Origin of the sequence: Micromonospora sp. NPDC051543 (genome assembly GCF_044454415.1) — a bacterium.
Classification (GTDB): Bacteria; Actinomycetota; Actinomycetes; order Mycobacteriales; family Micromonosporaceae; genus Micromonospora.
The window spans coordinates 50,751-64,180 of sequence record NZ_JBITDT010000004.1 but is presented as its reverse complement, the minus strand read 5'-3'; the positions used below and the strand labels follow the sequence as shown (position 1 = coordinate 64,180).

Genomic DNA, 13,430 nt, shown 5'->3' with positions numbered 1-13,430 from the left:
GGCAACGTTGTAAAGAGCTGGTGACGAGGTATGGTGCGCTGGGTTACATCGGGGAGGTTGCGGGGTGCGACACAGGCTCAAGGACGTGGCCGAGCGGGCCGGCGTCTCGGTGAAGACCGTCTCCAACGTGGTGAACGGCTACGTGCACGTGCGTCCGGACACCCGGGCCCGTGTCGAGGAGGCCATCGCCGAGCTGAACTACCGGCCCAACCTCTCCGCCCGCCACCTGCGCAAGGGGCGGACCGGGGTGATCGCCCTGGCGGTGCCGGAACTGGACATCCCGTACTTCGCCGAACTCGCCCGGCACGTCGTCACCGCCGCCGCCGAGTACGGCTGGACCGTGCTGATCGACCAGACCGGCGGCCGGCGTGAGCAGGAGCGGGTCGTCGCCTCCGGCATCACCGACCACCTGATCGACGGGCTCATCTTCAGCCCGCTGGCGCTGACGGCGGAGGATCTGGCCAGCCTCGACGGCACCCCGATGGTGCTCCTCGGCGAGCGCGTCGACCACGGCCCCGCCGATCGCGTGGTGATCGACAACGTCACCGCCGCCCGGGAGATCACCGACCACCTGATCCGGCTCGGCCGCCGCCGGATCGCGGCGATCGGCGCGCAGCGCACCGACGAGGGCGCCAGCGCCCGCCTCCGCCTGGCCGGCTACACCGAGGCGCTGCGCGCCGCCGGCCTGGCCTACGACGAAACCCTCGTGGCGTCCGCGACGGCCTGGCACCGCGCCGACGGCGCGGCCGCGATGCGCGGCCTGCTCACCACGGGAGTACGCCCCGACGCCGTGTTCTGCTTCAACGACACTCTCGCCCTTGGCGCGCTGCGCGCCCTGCACGAGGCGGGCCTGCGCGTGCCCGAGGACGTGGCGGTGGTCGGCTTCGACGACATCGAGGACGGGCGTTTCTCGGTCCCCACGCTGAGCACCGTCGCTCCCGACAAGGAGCAGATCGCCCGGCTGGCCGTCGAACTCCTCGCCAATCGCCTCGACGGTGACCGCGCCGCCCCCGCCCGCGCGCTCAAGGCCCCGTACCAGCTGGAACTGCGCGAATCCACCAGGTCCTAGTCGAAGAATCGGGCCAGGTGGGAGTTCGGAGCGGGCTCGGCGTCGGCGGGGAGGGGCGTCAGGTCGGCGAAGATCGACGCGCCGTCGCACCCGGCGTGCAGCGGATACCAGCGCGGGGTGCCCGGCGGCCGGAGCTGGCAGATCCCCTTGAAGGTCTGCACATCCATCAGCCGGACGTGGGTGGGGTCGGCCACCGCGTTGACATGCCCCCACCACGGGCTCATGACGTGCAGGACACCACCCGGGCGCAGCACCCGGTGACACTCGTCCACCAGGGGCAGGAAGTCGATCAGGTGCTCCAGGATGTGCACCGCGAACAGGACGTCCACCGAGTCGTCGGCCAGCGGCAGCGAGCCGGAGAGGTCCGCCACCGCGTCCACCCCCGGCGCGGGATAGATGTCCAGCCCGAGGTTGGTCGACCACTGCTTGGTCGGGCCGCAGCCGAGATCCACCACCACCGGCGCGCGTCCGCCGACGCCGACCTTGCACCAGACGCCGTAGACGCCGGCCAACCGTCCCACCAGGTCCCGTACCAGCCGGAGGTCGGCCGGCTCGGCCACCTCTCCGTTGAGGTGGGCGACCCCTCGGTCGAACCGCACCTCGACGGCCAGGCCCCGGAGCCGGTCGTCGTGCCGGACCTGGTCCGCCCACGCCTGCGCGAGGGATTCGTCGATCAACCGCAGCCGGTCGGCCGAGGGCGGAGTCTGTGCCAAAGCGACCATTCGGGCCACCTCCCGCCGCGCGTTACCCGCCTACGCGCCCGGTATTCCCGTTTCGCCGTCCCGCGCCTGCCCGCGGGCGTGTCGGGCGTCCCGAACACCTACCTGTCGAGCCTGATGACTGTGCGGCATCTTGATGCCCCACAGTCATCACACTCGTCGGAGTGCCGCCCTCCGGTCCAAGGCCCGCGCTCCGGTCCGGGCCCGCGTTCCGGGTCCGAGGACCGGCGCTCGGGTCCGAGGCCCGCGCTCCGGTCCAGCGCCGTCGGGGGTCAGCCGGACAGCGTCCGGCGGCCTCCCCGCATCCGCTGCCGGGGCGGGGGAGCGGCGGGCTTCGGCCGCTTGAGGTGGTAGCGGTGCAGTTCGTGGTTGCCGGGCAGCGACGGGTCCTCGCTCATCGCGACCAGCTCCCAGCCCTGGTCGCCGGCCCGGTTGAGGTGGGCCAGCGACGTGTCGCCGTACGGCGTCACGTCGACCATCGAGCCGTCCGGGCCGTACCAGACGAAGACGACCTCCCAGCCGAGGTCGTTGGTCGCAGCCTGCCGGCGGCGGACCAGCAGGGCGTACTCCCACTTGAGCATGGCGTCATTCTCACCCCGCGCCGGCCCGCGGACCGGCATCAATCCTCGGCGATCCGCCCGGCGTCGACCCGCAGCCGCCGGTTGGTCTCGACGGCGGCCAGCATTCGCCGGTCGTGCGTGACCAGCAGCAGCGTCCCGGGGTAGCTGGCCAGCGCCGATTCGAGCTGTTCGATGGCGGGCAGGTCCAGGTGGTTGGTGGGCTCGTCCAGCACCAGCAGATTGACGCCGCGCCCCTGGAGCAGGGCCAGCGCCGCCCGGGTGCGCTCGCCGGGCGAGAGGGTCGCCGCCGGTCGGGGGACGTGCGCCGCGCGCAGGCCGAACTTGGCCAGCAGGGTCCGTGCGTCCGCCGGCGACATCTGGGGTACGGCCGCCTGGAACGCGTCGATCAGCGGCGCGTCGCCGAGGAACAACCCCCGGGCCTGGTCCACCTCACCGACCACCACGCCCGGCCCGAGCGAGGCGGTCCCCTCGTCCACCGGCAGCCGCCCGAGCAGCGCGGCCAGCAGGGTGGACTTGCCGGAGCCGTTCGCCCCGGTCACGGCGACCCGGTCCGCCCAGTCGATCTGGAGGTTGACCGGCCCGAGCGTGAAGGCTCCCCGGCGTACCACGGCGTTGCGCAGCGTGGCCACGACCGCGCCGGCGCGGGGCGCGGCGGCGATCTCCATCCGCAGCTCCCACTCCTTGCGGGGCTCCTCGACCACGTCGAGCCGTTCGATCAGCCGCTCGGTCTGCTTGACCTTGCCGGCCTGCTTCTCGGTGGCCTCGCTCCGGAACTTACGGCCGATCTTGTCGTTGTCGGTGGCCTTGCGGCGGGCGTTCTTCACGCCCTTCTCCATCCAGCCCCGCTGGGTACGGGCGCGCGCCTCCAGGCCGGCCTTCGTCTCGGCGTACTCCTCGAAGTCGGCGCGGGCGTGCCGCCGCGCCACCTCGCGCTCCTCCAGATAGGCCGCGTAGCCGCCGCCGTAGTGGTTGACCTGCTGCTGCGGCAGGTCCAGCTCCAGCACCCGGGTCACCGTACGGGTCAGGAACTCCCGGTCGTGGCTGACCAGCACCGTGCCGGCCCGCAGCCCGGTGACGAACTCCTCCAGCCGCTCCAACCCGGCCAGATCCAGGTCGTTGGTCGGCTCGTCCAGCAGGAACACGTCGTACCGGCTGAGCAGCAGCGACGCCAACCCCGCCCGGGCCGCCTGACCGCCGGAGAGCCCGGTCATCAGGTGGTCCAGGTCGACCGTGAGCCCCAGATCGGCGCTCACCTGCTCGGCGCGTTCGTCGAGGTCCGCGCCGCCGAGGGCGAGCCAGCGCTCCAGCGCGTCGCCGTACGCGTCGTCGGCGCCCGCCGACCCGGCCGTCAACGCCTCGGTCGCGGCGTCCAGCGCCGCCTGCGCGCCGGTCACCCCGGTCCGGCGGGCCAGGAACTCCCGTACCGTCTCGCCCGGCCGCCGCTCCGGCTCCTGCGGCAGGTGCCCGACGCTCGCGGTGGGCGGGCTGAGTCGCACGCTGCCGGCCTCGACCGGCAGCAACCCGGCGAGGGTACGCAGCAGCGTCGACTTTCCGGCCCCGTTCGGCCCGACCAGGCCGACCACGTCGCCCGGGGCGACCACCAGGTCCAACCCGGCGAAGAGGGGGCGGTCGCCGTGCCCGGCGGCCAGGTCCTTGACGATCATCGTGGCGCTCATCAGGACGGCAGCCTATCGGGCCGCCCGCATGAGAACGGCTTCGAGCGGGCAGACTCCATGACGTGGTGACCACACTGGCGATCGACTGCGGTGGCGGCGGCATCAAGGCGTCGGTGCTCGACGAGGCCGGCACGATGCGCGCCCGACCGCTGCGGGTGCCGACCCCGTACCCGCTGCCGCCAGCCCTGTTCGTGCAGACCCTGCTGGACCTCGGTGGGCGACTGCCCACGGCCGACCGGCTGACCGTCGGCGTCCCCGGGATGATCCGGCACGGCGTCGTGGTGGCCACCCCGCACTACGTCACCCGCAGCGGACCCCGGTCCCGGGTCGACCCGGAGCTGCTGGCCGAATGGTCCGGCTGGGACGCGCGGGGAGCGCTGGCCGACGCGTTCGGGGTGCCGGCGCTCGTGCTCAACGACGCCGAGGTGCACGGGGCCGGTGTGGTGGCCGGCACCGGCTGTGAACTGGTGTTGACGTTGGGGACGGGGTTGGGTAGCGCCCTGTTCGACGGTGGCGTCCTCGCGCCGCACCTGGAGTTGTCGCACGCGCCGGTGCGCTGGGGCACCACCTACGACACGTACGTCGGCGAGCCGGAGCGGCGACGGCTCGGCGACGCCTTCTGGTCCCGCCGCATCCGGCAGGTGGTGGACGGGCTGCGTCCGGTGTTCCGGTGGGACCGGCTCTACCTGGGCGGGGGCAACTCGCGGCTGATCCGACCGGAGCAGCTCGCCCGGATGGGCGACGACGTGGTGGTGGTGCCGAACACGGCGGGGATCGTCGGCGGCGTCCGGGCCTGGGAGCTGTCCGCCGGCCGCCGGGACGCCCGCACCTGACCCCAATTCGACCCGGGGAACAGTCGCCAAACGCCGAGTGTTGTGCCAGCGTCGGAACAGGTGACGGCGCGACCCGAGGAGGTGGGCAGATGGATCTCCTGGCGGACTACCGACGGGCGACCATGTTCTTCGAGACCGGTGACCCGAGCGGCGCGGCCCGACTGCTGGAGCCGATCGTGGACGCCGAGCCCGGCAACGCGGCCGTCCGGCAGTTGCTGGCCCGGGCGTACTTCCAGTCGGCCCAGCTCAACCGGGCCGAGGAGCAGTTGCGGGAACTGGTCGACCGGGACCCGAGCGACCATTACGCGCACCACGTGCTGGGTCGGACGCTGGAGCGGCTGAACCGGCACACCGACGCGCTGCGGCACCTGCGGATCGCCGCGGCGATGTACGCGGCCAACGACGACTACCGGATCGCGCTCCAGCGGGTGGAGACCCGCGTGGGCGGCACGCGCTGAGTGCGGAGCAGGCGGTGTACGAAGGGGCGGTCCCACGGGACCGCCCCTTCGTCGTCGCGCGGGGCCTGCCGAAGCGGCGTGCCTAGGATGGCGGACATGGGACCTGACCGGCCGGGGGCTGCGGCATGAAGCTCAAGCTGGACCTGCACGACATCTTCAACAAGGGCCAGGACATCGACCGCGCGCTGCGCGGGATCATGGACGAGGCGGTCGCGAAGAAGGCCACCCTCGTCGAGATCATCCCGGGCAAGGGGTCGGGGCAGCTCAAGAAGAAGGTGCTGCGGTTCCTCGACCAGAAGGACGTCAAGCAGCTCTACCACCGGGTCGAGAAGGACTCGAAGAACTTCGGCCGCCTCTTCGTCCACTTCCGCTGGAAGTAACAATCTCGGCTGCCTGGCCTCGCGCGGGACCGCCGCGGAGGCTGGCGGTCTACCACGCAGCGTTGCCGATGACCGCGCCTACCTGGGGAGTGGGTTGGCGACGTAGACGCCCTTGCCCTGCCGTCCGTCGATCAGCCCTTCGGCTTTGAGCAGGAGCATGGAGGCGCGGATCACCGTATTGCTGACCTCGTAGTGCTCGCACAGGGCGGCAAAGGACGGCAGCTTGTCGCCCGGCTTCAACTGGCCGGAGCTGATCTGCTCGCGGATATCTCGGGCGACCTGTAGGTACGCAGCTTCAGACATAGGTGGTGCTCCCAGCTTGGCGGCTGGTGCAAGCACACCACATCCCCGGCTCGACTTACAACGCTATGTGTCGTAGCTGTTGACCCTGCGCACATTGCGTCCTAAGTTGCTTGTGGGGCTACCCAGCTTGGCGGCCGGGTCGTCCTGCCGTGGGTGCCCTGTCTCCGGATACGGCTGACCGGGTGCCCACGGAACCCATGCGTCGACGGGAGGCGGTGTGACCAGACCGAAGGATGCAACTGCCTCAACCGCAGGTGCCAGCAGTTCGGCTGCGGATTTCGGCCGTTGGCAGCGAAGGTCGGAGAGCAATCGGCGGCGGGTGTCCTACGACGAGTACGTCATCGCAACGGCGCTCACCCTGGCTCGCCGCCACCGGCCCATCTGGTCCTGGCGGCAATGGCGACGCGTCTGCCGCTGTGGAGCCGACCTGCCATGCAGAAGCCGCCACCGCATCCCCATCAACCGCGGTCACTGGCCGAGTCAGGACGGCCCGCAATGACGAGCCACCTTCCGATCACCCCGGCCTGGACCTGCGCCGGCTGCGGTGTCGACTGGCCCTGCCACACCCGCCGTTGGGAGCTGCGAGCAGAGTACGACCGAGCCCCGGTGTCGCTCGCGCTCTACCTGGCAGCCCAGCTCGTCAACGCCGCCCACGACCTGGCTCACATCCCCGCCGGCCACCTGTACCACCGATTCCTCGGCTGGACCCGATGAGCATCCTGCGACTCGGGGACGAGAAGTTCCACTACGGCGACGGCTCCCACAAGTGGATCCCACCGGACCCCGACTACGACCAAGAGGTCTGGGACGAGCAGGTCCGTCAACACAAGCACGGCCATCTGAGGAACGAGCGCCCGAAGGCCCGCATTCGGCGGCTGATCTGACGTCAGCAGTACAGCAGCTGGCAGTAGGCGTCTTTCGGCCGTCAAAGGCTGGCGGTGAGGAGGCCGCACACGGCCAGCGGTAGCACCGCGCTCAGGGTGCCCACCAGGGCCGACGAGCGATTCCGCGTACGGGAGACCAGCATTGCGAGCGTCGCCAGGCTGACCAGCAGCGCGAGGAACATCGCCGGCAGGGCGACGTAAAGCCCGAATAGCAGCATCCGGGACCCTTCGGAGTCGCACCCCTCGCCGCAGCCTGCCGGGACCGAGCCGGAGAGCGTTCCGAGGAACAGACCGAAAGCCACGACGACGGCCAGGTACCAGCCGATCATCACCAGGAATGCGGCCCTGCTGCTGACGTCGGAGCCTGGCGGCGACAGGGTCATGGCAGAAGTATCCGCTGTCGTGCGCCTTGTCCCATTCGGACTACTCATATCAGCCGCCGGGCTTACCGGTCGGGAGCGGGGGACCCGCGGTGACGAACCGGACCGTCGGTTTCAGCTTGGCGCAGAGCTTGCGGGGAAAGGCCGGAGCCGCCTTGACGATCGCACCGCACCCGCCCGACGTGGTCCGGGCGACGGTCGACCATCCGGCCGGCTCATTACGTAGGAAGTAGCGCCGTACGGCGGTGTCCACCTCGCACCCGGGGCGCGGCTCGACGCCGCACGACGTCGGGTCGTCCGGCACCGTCATGATCAGCCAGTTGCCGTCGCAGGCCTCGACGTGGCCCTGCGAGTGGCGGGACACGTCCATTCCCCGTACGGCCGCACGCGTCCAGGTCGGATCGCAGCGGTCCTCCGGTGGCTTGCAGCCAAGGGTCTCGTCACACGGGCTGTACGCGCCGTTCTTCAGCGCCCACGTCTTCTGGTTGAGCGACAGCGAGCGGTCGCCGATCGGCTCCGCCGACGTGAGGGTCACCTCGGCCGGCGCGAAGGTCGGGCAGGCGCCAACGGTGGCGGACCCGGCCGATTCCTGCACGATGTCGGCGAAGATGACGCCGTTCTCCTCGGTCTGGTTGTCGACCCGCACGTTGCGGGAGCAACCATCGCCACCAGCGAGCGCCTTGACCTGCACGGTGACCTCCCGGACACCCGGACCGGGCGTCACGCCGCTCACCTCGGCCTGGTAGGTGCCCCACACCGGGCTCGGTTTCGAGGCGCAGGCGGTCGCCCCCGGAACCGTGGCGGTCAGCAGGGTGAGAAAGATGGCGAGCCGGCGCATGGATGGCATCCTGCCCGTCTCCGCCGGGTTTCGTGGTCCCCGTCGAGTGACCGACGCGGGGTCGGCCCCGTGGGTCAGGCGTCGGTGCGGGAGGTGTGCGCGACCGGTCGTCGGGACCAGCACTGCGGGCGCTGACGAACAGCCAGCTCCAGTGCGAGGTGGTCGGACTCGATCATTTCCCGGGCTATTCGACGCGCCATCTCGAGGCGGTCGACGTACGCGTCAAGATCGGTCGGGCCGGCGCCAGCCATAATCGAACTCCTCGTCCCATTCGCACTAGTCGCATCATGCACCGTGCCGGCGAGCCACCACCATTCTCCGATCGGTGGAATCGATCCGCCGTACGGCTCCGGGTGTCGTACCCCCGGCTGGGCCGATGGTAACGGCGTGTCCACCACCTCGCCCGGGAACTGCCAAAAGTGTCCACGGGATACGTCGCGATCAATGGTGACGGGTGGATTTGCCGGTGCTCGCTACATTGCACGGTGCACGGTGCGCGGATCGGGGGGCGCGACGTGCCCGGTGAGGGATCTTCGATACGAGAGGACCGCCGTGCGACAACCGAGCAGAACCGATCCGTTGTTCGTGGCCGTCGAGTCCGAAGCGATCACCCGCGCGGACGTCGCCGGTCTGGTCGCCGGGCGGATCGCCGCCGTCCGGGTGCCGGGGCTGCTGCCGGCGGCCCGCTGCCACGCCATCACCACCGCGCTCGCCGACGCGGAGATGGACCGCTACGACGAGAGTCGCGTGTTTCCCGTCGTCGCCAAGTTCGGCCCGGCCATCAACGACCACCGCGATGGTGGTGACCTGCGCGAGGACTACTGGGAGGCGGCCGACGCCGCGGACAAGGGCTGGTCCACGTTGGGCCTGCCGGACTCGCCCCGCGAGCTGTGCCTGGCCGCGTTCCGGGCGGCCTGGCCGGACGTGTCCCCCGGGCGGCGGCAGGACCGGCAGATGCATGTCGGCATCGTCCGTGAGATCAACGCCGGCCTTCAGGTGCACTTCGACGACGCGGTCCGGGAGTACGCCGGCCGGCTGCTCGACAGCGAGGTGGTGGCCCAGTTGGCGTTCAACATCTACGTCCAGGTGCCGCCCGGGGGCGGTGAGACGGTGCTGTGGCGTCGCCGGTGGCAGCCGGACGACGAGGACCTGCGGATCCCCGGCGGGTACGGCTACCGGGAGTCGGTGGCCGACGGTACGCAGTCGTTGACGTTGCGGCCGACACTGGGAGAAGGATTCCTCTTCGACCCGCGCCACTATCACACGGTGCGTCCGGCGACGGATGGCCGGCGAATCTCCATAGGATGTTTCGTCGGGCTCACCGACGACGGTCGACTGACTCTCTGGTCGTAGTGAAGGGCGTTTCGCCATGGTGGACAGAAGCGACGTCGAGGCGGCTGCCGCGCGGGTCGAGGGGCGGGTCCGGGAGACGCCGGTCATCACTGTCGACGGCGCCGACCTGGGCGTCCCCGGGTTGCTCAGCCTCAAGCTGGAGCTGCACCAGCACACCGGTTCGTTCAAGCCGCGGGGAGCGTTCAACCGGATGCTCCAGGGGCCGCTGCCATCGACCGGGGTGATCGCCGCCTCGGGGGGCAACCACGGCCTTGCCGTCGCGTACGCGGCCCGCTCGCTGGGCGTGCCGGCGGAGGTCTTCGTGCCGGTCACCGCCTCGCCGGTAAAGGTGCAGCGGCTGGCCGGTCTGGGCGCGCAGGTACGGCAGGTGGGCCAGCACTATGCCGAGGCGTTGGCGGCCAGCACCGAGCGGGCCGCCGAGACCGGGGCGCTCGTGGTGCACGCCTACGACCAGCCGGAGGTGGTGGCCGGGCAGGGCACCGTGGGCCGGGAGTTGGAACGCCAGCTCGGCGGGGTCGACACGGTGCTGGTCGCGGTCGGCGGCGGTGGGCTGGTGTCGGGCATCGCCACCTGGTTCGACGGGTCGGTGCGGGTCGTCGCCGTCGAGCCGGAGCGGATCCCCACCCTCAACTCCGCCCTGAAGGCGGGCCGGCCCGTCGACATCGAGGTGGGCGGTATCGCCACGGACTCGCTGGGCGCCCGCCGGATCGGCGAGATCGCCTTCGACACGGCCCGTCGGACCGGTGTGGTCTCGGTGCTGGTACGCGACGACGACCTGACCCGCGCGCGTCACCTGCTCTGGTCGGAGTTGCGGGTCGCCGCCGAGTTGGGCGGCGCCGCCGCGTTGGCCGCGCTGGTCGGCGGGGCGTACGTGCCTCGGGCGGGGGAGCGGGTCGCGGTGATCGTCTGCGGTGGCAACACCGACCCGAGCGACCTGGGTCCCTCGGCGCCGCACTGAGCGGTCACCCGCCGTCGCGGAGGCGACGCAGCGCATGTTCCACCTGGAGGGTGTCCAGGTGGAAGTCCCCGAGCAGCCGCCGCCGGTCGGCCAGCAGGCGTTCGTACACCTCGATCGCCTCGTCGACCCTCCCGTCGAGCAGGAGCACCACGGCGAGGGTGGCCCGGATGGCGAGCACCTCGCTGCGGTCGGCGTGCCGGGGATCCACGGTGGCCAGGGTGGCCCGCAGCTCCCCCTCCGCCTCGGCGAGGCGGCCCTGCTCCTGCATGCACCGGGCCAGCGTGTGCCGGGCCTGCCACGTCTCCGGCTGGTTCGACGGCCACAGCCGGTACCGGACCTCGAGGATCGCGTGCAGCATCTCCTCCGCCTCGGGGGCGCGGTGCTGAGCGAGGACGGCCAGCGCGAGGCTGTGCCGCACGACCATGGTGTCCCAGTGCTCGGGTCCGCGTACCTCGTGCTCCGCGGTGACGATCTGTCGTAGTTCCGACTCGGCCTCCGGCCACTGGCGCTGCGCCATGATCGCCTTGGTGAGCTTGTGCCGGCTGGCGAGCGTGTCGGGGTTGTCGCTGCCCAGCACCCGGGTGCGGTCGGCGATCACGTCGCGCAGGACCCGGTCCGCCATCTCCGGCTGGTTGCGCTCCAGCCAGGTGCGGCCCAGCTCGTGGCGCAGCGCCAGCACCTCGGGCCGGTCCAGGTCGTGGTCGTACGCGGCGCAGCCGCGCACGATGGGGTCGAGGATGTCGAAGGCCGAACCGGGCAGGCCGACGGCGATGAGGTAGCGAGCGGTGAGCCGGGTCAGTTCCAGCGCCCGGCGTACCGTCTCGGGGTCGTGCTTGTGTTTCTGCGGCACCAGGTATTCGCGCACGGCCTCGACCAGGTGTGGCACCAGCACGTCCCAGTTGGACCAGACGGTCGGATCGTCCGGATTTTGGCCCTCGGTGGCGGCGAGCAGCAGCTTCATGACCACGGCGTGGTACTCGGCGATCTGTTCGCGGACCTCGTCGCGGTCGCGGAACATCGCGTGCACCAGCGGGTGCAGCGACAGCACGTGCGCGAAGGCCGGGTCGGTGACGTCCTCCTGGACGTCGAAGTCGACCAGGGCGAGGTCGCCGATGCCCTCCAGCACCTTCACCCGCTGCCGGGCGGTCAGCTTCTCGAACAGGGGTGAACCGGCCAGGATGGCCGGCTTGAGGACCACCTCGTAGGGCACCGGGGAGATGCTCAGGCACGCCAGCACGTTGAGTAGCGGCCGGCTCTGTTCGAGCCCGCGGCGGGCCAGCAGGTCCAGGGAGATGTCGTCGACCTCGCGGACGATCTCCAGGCCGAGGGATTCGTCGAGGTCGACGTCGGGGGCGTCGAGCGGCGCGCGGAAACGCCGTTCCACCGCCCTGCGGTAGTCGTCGAAGGTGGTGATGGTGGAGGAGCCGCGCCAGACCAGGCTGGCGTTGACCGAGCGCAGGTAGTTGCCGGCGGCCCGCAGGGCCAGTGGCAGGCCGCCCAGGTCACGGGCCAGTTCACGGGCGTCGTCGAGGTCGCCGGCCTGCGCGCCGGCGCGGTCGACGAGCACCTGCGCCCCGGCATCGGCGTCGAGTGGACGCACCTGGTGCAGGGTCGACCAGGTGCCCCAGGTGGCCCGGTTGCCGTCCCGGGTGGTCACCAGGACCATGCCGTCCTCGGCTTCCGGCAGGCGTAGCCAACCGGTGCCGTCGGCGAGCACGCCGTCGGTGGGGCCGAGCGTGGCGGGCTCGTCCACGCTGTCGAAGATCAGCAGCCACGGCTGTCGGGCGTGGTTGAGGTATCGCCAGACCAGGTCGGTGGCGCTGATCATGCCGGACCAGGCCTGGTCGACCTGGCTCTCCGACGCGCCGAGCTGGCTGACCACCTCGCGCATCCCGGAGTTCAGCCGGCCGGCCTGCACCCACCAGACGGTGCGACCGTCCGCCCGGGCCCGACGCGCTATCTCCAGGGCCACGTGACTCTTGCCGGACCCGCCCATGCCGCACAGGATGTGCACCGACGGCTCTTCCCCGTCGGTGTCCGCCGGATGCATGATCTCGTCGATCAGGTCGTCGCGGCCGTGCAGTGGACTGTCCAGGCGCCCGAGTGGCGGGTCGACGGAGACGCGGCTCGGTCGGTCGTAGGCCGGCCGGCGCACGCCCGCATCCTCGGGTGGAACGTCCGCATTCAATGCGGTCCCCCTTCGGTGGCGAAATTGCGGCGCGGCGGGTGGCAGAAGAGATCATGTCCACTGGATGGACATTCGGAGGGGTCGTCACCCGCCCTACGTCAACCGCAAGGGTATCCACCGCCGTACTGGGTTGCACACTCTCCGTTTAGGTCACCCGACCGACCGGAATCGACACCGCCATTTACAATTCGTCGGCCATTCGGACCGATCCGCCGTCCTCGACGTTCGCGTGGTGCATCCACGATGGACGCATGAACTGGTTGCCGTACGACGATGTGGCCGACTGGGGTTCCGTGCCGGACTGGTTCGGCGCGCTCGGCTCGATCGCGAGTGTGCTCTTCGTGTACCTCGGTCTGCGCCGGGAGATCCGCGCCCGTCGCGTCGACGAGATGCGGGTCCGGGCCACCCAGGCCCGGCTGGTCTCCGCGGTCACCGAGATCCGGGGCAACGCGGTGCTGCGGGTGACCGTGACCAACGAGAGTGACGCGCCGGTGCTCGATGTGACGGTACTGCCGCGACTGGCGCCGTCCGAGGATCCGGACGGCCCGCCCGTCGACCTGGCCGGAGTGAAACAGGTCGGACGCATTCACGGCCGGAAAAGCGCGGAACTGTTCGTCACGGTCACCGCCGAGCGTCGGCTGCACGCTGCGACTGACAACGTTCTGGTGGAGTTGACCTTCACCGATCACGACGGAAACCGGTGGCGGCGTATCGGCTCCGGTCAACCCGAACCAGTGAACTGACGGAAACCCGATTCACAAAGCGGTGGTCCGGCGGCAAACATGCGCCGCCGAACCACCGCTTTGTCTT

At 70.9% G+C, this 13,430-nt stretch carries 17 protein-coding genes; 9 read left to right on the top strand and 8 right to left on the bottom strand.

What is annotated here, in order from left to right; translation table 11 throughout:
- The first annotated feature begins 64 nt into the window (after positions 1 to 64).
- Positions 65 to 1,069 (top strand): LacI family DNA-binding transcriptional regulator, encoded by a 1,005-nt coding sequence (locus ACIA3K_RS08155; RefSeq protein WP_396799847.1) that lies wholly within the window; start codon positions 65 to 67, stop codon positions 1,067 to 1,069.
- Here the strand turns inward: ACIA3K_RS08155 and ACIA3K_RS08150 are convergent.
- From ACIA3K_RS08150 to ACIA3K_RS08140, 3 genes are all read right to left on the bottom strand, one after another.
- On the bottom strand, positions 1,066 to 1,791 hold the full coding sequence (locus tag ACIA3K_RS08150) for a methyltransferase domain-containing protein (protein WP_396799845.1): 726 nt from the start codon (positions 1,789 to 1,791) through the stop codon (positions 1,066 to 1,068). The genes ACIA3K_RS08155 and ACIA3K_RS08150 overlap by 4 nt on opposite strands.
- A gap of 269 nt (positions 1,792 to 2,060) precedes the next feature.
- Positions 2,061 to 2,408: a hypothetical protein gene (locus tag ACIA3K_RS08145; protein WP_396799844.1), complete on the bottom strand. Its 348-nt coding sequence runs from the start codon at positions 2,406 to 2,408 to the stop codon at positions 2,061 to 2,063.
- Positions 2,408 to 4,045 carry an ABC-F family ATP-binding cassette domain-containing protein gene (locus ACIA3K_RS08140; protein ID WP_396799842.1) on the bottom strand — a complete coding sequence of 546 codons (1,638 nt, stop codon included), beginning with the start codon at positions 4,043 to 4,045 and terminating at the stop codon, positions 2,408 to 2,410. Before ACIA3K_RS08140 ends, ACIA3K_RS08145 begins: the two co-directional genes overlap by 1 nt.
- A gap of 62 nt (positions 4,046 to 4,107) precedes the next feature.
- Here ACIA3K_RS08140 and ACIA3K_RS08135 point away from each other — a divergent pair, with 62 nt between their 5' ends.
- From ACIA3K_RS08135 to ACIA3K_RS08125, 3 genes are all read left to right on the top strand, one after another.
- Entirely contained in the window at positions 4,108 to 4,878 is a 771-nt protein-coding gene (locus ACIA3K_RS08135) for an ROK family protein (RefSeq protein ID WP_396799841.1), read from the top strand.
- 89 nt (positions 4,879 to 4,967) lie between these two features.
- Entirely contained in the window at positions 4,968 to 5,336 is a 369-nt protein-coding gene (locus ACIA3K_RS08130; protein ID WP_234582401.1) for a M48 family metallopeptidase, read from the top strand.
- Positions 5,337 to 5,461: 125 nt separating this feature from the next.
- The gene (locus ACIA3K_RS08125) at positions 5,462 to 5,716 is read left to right on the top strand and encodes a Smr/MutS family protein (protein ID WP_396799839.1); all 255 of its coding nucleotides are present in this window, start codon (positions 5,462 to 5,464) and stop codon (positions 5,714 to 5,716) included.
- Positions 5,717 to 5,794: 78 nt separating this feature from the next.
- Here the strand turns inward: ACIA3K_RS08125 and ACIA3K_RS08120 are convergent, their stop codons facing one another.
- Positions 5,795 to 6,019: a winged helix-turn-helix domain-containing protein gene (locus ACIA3K_RS08120; RefSeq protein ID WP_387137823.1), complete on the bottom strand. Its 225-nt coding sequence runs from the start codon at positions 6,017 to 6,019 to the stop codon at positions 5,795 to 5,797.
- A gap of 495 nt (positions 6,020 to 6,514) precedes the next feature.
- Between ACIA3K_RS08120 and ACIA3K_RS08115 the strand changes: the two genes are divergently transcribed.
- Positions 6,515 to 6,733 (top strand): flavin reductase, encoded by a 219-nt coding sequence (locus tag ACIA3K_RS08115; RefSeq protein WP_396799837.1) that lies wholly within the window; start codon positions 6,515 to 6,517, stop codon positions 6,731 to 6,733.
- Entirely contained in the window at positions 6,730 to 6,903 is a 174-nt protein-coding gene (locus ACIA3K_RS08110; RefSeq protein WP_396799835.1) for a hypothetical protein, read from the top strand. The genes ACIA3K_RS08115 and ACIA3K_RS08110 overlap by 4 nt, the downstream gene beginning before the upstream one ends.
- 41 nt (positions 6,904 to 6,944) lie before the next feature.
- Here the strand turns inward: ACIA3K_RS08110 and ACIA3K_RS08105 are convergent, their stop codons facing one another.
- The 3 genes from ACIA3K_RS08105 to ACIA3K_RS08095 all read right to left on the bottom strand — a co-directional run bounded on the left by ACIA3K_RS08105 (position 6,945) and on the right by ACIA3K_RS08095 (position 8,372).
- Positions 6,945 to 7,286, bottom strand: coding sequence for a hypothetical protein (locus ACIA3K_RS08105; RefSeq protein ID WP_396799834.1), 342 nt, complete (start codon positions 7,284 to 7,286; stop codon positions 6,945 to 6,947).
- Between the two features lie 49 nt (positions 7,287 to 7,335).
- Positions 7,336 to 8,121, bottom strand: coding sequence for a hypothetical protein (locus ACIA3K_RS08100; RefSeq protein WP_396799832.1), 786 nt, complete (start codon positions 8,119 to 8,121; stop codon positions 7,336 to 7,338).
- A 74-nt stretch (positions 8,122 to 8,195) separates the two neighbouring features.
- The gene (locus ACIA3K_RS08095; protein WP_355053517.1) at positions 8,196 to 8,372 is read right to left on the bottom strand and encodes a hypothetical protein; all 177 of its coding nucleotides are present in this window, start codon (positions 8,370 to 8,372) and stop codon (positions 8,196 to 8,198) included.
- Between the two features lie 334 nt (positions 8,373 to 8,706).
- Between ACIA3K_RS08095 and ACIA3K_RS08090 the strand changes: the two genes are divergently transcribed.
- Together ACIA3K_RS08090 and ACIA3K_RS08085 are read left to right on the top strand one after the other, a co-directional pair.
- A complete protein-coding gene (locus tag ACIA3K_RS08090) occupies positions 8,707 to 9,474 on the top strand; it encodes a hypothetical protein (RefSeq protein ID WP_396799830.1) in 768 nt (255 codons plus the stop codon).
- Positions 9,475 to 9,490: 16 nt separating this feature from the next.
- Entirely contained in the window at positions 9,491 to 10,432 is a 942-nt protein-coding gene (locus ACIA3K_RS08085) for a threonine/serine dehydratase (RefSeq protein WP_396799829.1), read from the top strand.
- A 4-nt stretch (positions 10,433 to 10,436) separates the two neighbouring features.
- On the opposite strand, the gene ACIA3K_RS08080 is transcribed toward ACIA3K_RS08085, so the two are convergent.
- Positions 10,437 to 12,587, bottom strand: coding sequence for a tetratricopeptide repeat protein (locus tag ACIA3K_RS08080; protein ID WP_396799827.1), 2,151 nt, complete (start codon positions 12,585 to 12,587; stop codon positions 10,437 to 10,439).
- Positions 12,588 to 12,871: 284 nt separating this feature from the next.
- On the opposite strand from ACIA3K_RS08080, the gene ACIA3K_RS08075 reads away from it, so the two are divergent.
- Positions 12,872 to 13,363 (top strand): hypothetical protein, encoded by a 492-nt coding sequence (locus ACIA3K_RS08075; RefSeq protein ID WP_396799826.1) that lies wholly within the window; start codon positions 12,872 to 12,874, stop codon positions 13,361 to 13,363.
- The last annotated feature ends 67 nt before the right edge of the window (positions 13,364 to 13,430 follow it).

What these genes read in the sequence shown, in the direction of transcription:
- ACIA3K_RS08150 (WP_396799845.1), bottom strand. Translation starts at nt 1,791, where the DNA reads ATGGTCGCTTTGGCACAGACTCCGCCCTCGGCCGACCGGCTGCGGTTG.
- ACIA3K_RS08145 (WP_396799844.1), bottom strand. Translation starts at nt 2,408, where the DNA reads ATGCCGGTCCGCGGGCCGGCGCGGGGTGAGAATGACGCCATGCTCAAG.
- ACIA3K_RS08140 (WP_396799842.1), bottom strand. Translation starts at nt 4,045, where the DNA reads ATGAGCGCCACGATGATCGTCAAGGACCTGGCCGCCGGGCACGGCGAC.
- ACIA3K_RS08130 (WP_234582401.1), top strand. Translation starts at nt 4,968, where the DNA reads ATGGATCTCCTGGCGGACTACCGACGGGCGACCATGTTCTTCGAGACC.
- ACIA3K_RS08125 (WP_396799839.1), top strand. Translation starts at nt 5,462, where the DNA reads ATGAAGCTCAAGCTGGACCTGCACGACATCTTCAACAAGGGCCAGGAC.
- ACIA3K_RS08120 (WP_387137823.1), bottom strand. Translation starts at nt 6,019, where the DNA reads ATGTCTGAAGCTGCGTACCTACAGGTCGCCCGAGATATCCGCGAGCAG.
- ACIA3K_RS08115 (WP_396799837.1), top strand. Translation starts at nt 6,515, where the DNA reads ATGACGAGCCACCTTCCGATCACCCCGGCCTGGACCTGCGCCGGCTGC.
- ACIA3K_RS08110 (WP_396799835.1), top strand. Translation starts at nt 6,730, where the DNA reads ATGAGCATCCTGCGACTCGGGGACGAGAAGTTCCACTACGGCGACGGC.
- ACIA3K_RS08105 (WP_396799834.1), bottom strand. Translation starts at nt 7,286, where the DNA reads ATGACCCTGTCGCCGCCAGGCTCCGACGTCAGCAGCAGGGCCGCATTC.
- ACIA3K_RS08100 (WP_396799832.1), bottom strand. Translation starts at nt 8,121, where the DNA reads ATGCGCCGGCTCGCCATCTTTCTCACCCTGCTGACCGCCACGGTTCCG.
- ACIA3K_RS08095 (WP_355053517.1), bottom strand. Translation starts at nt 8,372, where the DNA reads ATGGCTGGCGCCGGCCCGACCGATCTTGACGCGTACGTCGACCGCCTC.
- ACIA3K_RS08085 (WP_396799829.1), top strand. Translation starts at nt 9,491, where the DNA reads ATGGTGGACAGAAGCGACGTCGAGGCGGCTGCCGCGCGGGTCGAGGGG.
- ACIA3K_RS08075 (WP_396799826.1), top strand. Translation starts at nt 12,872, where the DNA reads ATGAACTGGTTGCCGTACGACGATGTGGCCGACTGGGGTTCCGTGCCG.